The organism is Streptomyces flavochromogenes (assembly GCF_000717595.1).
Lineage (GTDB): Bacteria > Actinomycetota > Actinomycetes > Streptomycetales > Streptomycetaceae > Streptomyces > Streptomyces flavochromogenes.
The window spans coordinates 1-630 of record NZ_JNZO01000107.1; the positions used below are offsets into that span (position 1 = coordinate 1).

Genomic DNA, 630 nt, shown 5'->3' on the forward strand with positions numbered 1-630 from the left:
TTCGCGACCGGCGCACCCGAGCCGGTTCTCGTCACCGGGCAGCAGACGCAGTACCCGTCGTCGACCGAGACGGAGTTCGACGGTCTCGGACGGCCCACCACGGTCACCGCCAAGCGGTACACCGATCCGACCAAGAAGACCACCTACACCTACACCGGTGACACGACCACGGTCGTCCCGCCGGCCGGCGGCATCGCCACGACGACCGTCGTCGACGCGCTCGACCGCACCGTCGAGCTGAAGCAGTACACCGACGCGGCCCGGACTTCGGCCCAGTCCACCCACTACACGTACGACGACAAGGGCCGACTGGCCAAGGTGACCGACCCGTCCGGCGTCGACTGGACGTACGGGTACGACACGCGTGGCCGCCAGACCACGACCGTCGACCCCGACAAGGGCAAGGCCGTCACGGCCTACGACAAGGCCGACCGGCCGACCGACGTCGCCACTCGCTACGACGACGCCGGCAACGCCTTCGTCGCCGAAGCCGCCGAATACAACAACGCCTACCAGCCGTCGATCACCAGGGTCACGGTCCCGGCGTCGGAGACCGGTCTCGCCGGCACGTACGAGTGGTACACCTCGTACAACGCCAACACCGGTGCGGTGCAGGACGTGGAGCACCCG

The 630-nt window shown here is 68.7% G+C and carries 1 protein-coding gene; it reads left to right on the top strand.

Translation table 11 applies throughout. The annotated features are described in order from the left end of the window. Nucleotides 1-630, top strand: a 630-nt coding sequence (locus IF00_RS42270) for an RHS repeat domain-containing protein (protein WP_037640568.1), incomplete at both ends; no start/stop codon positions are given.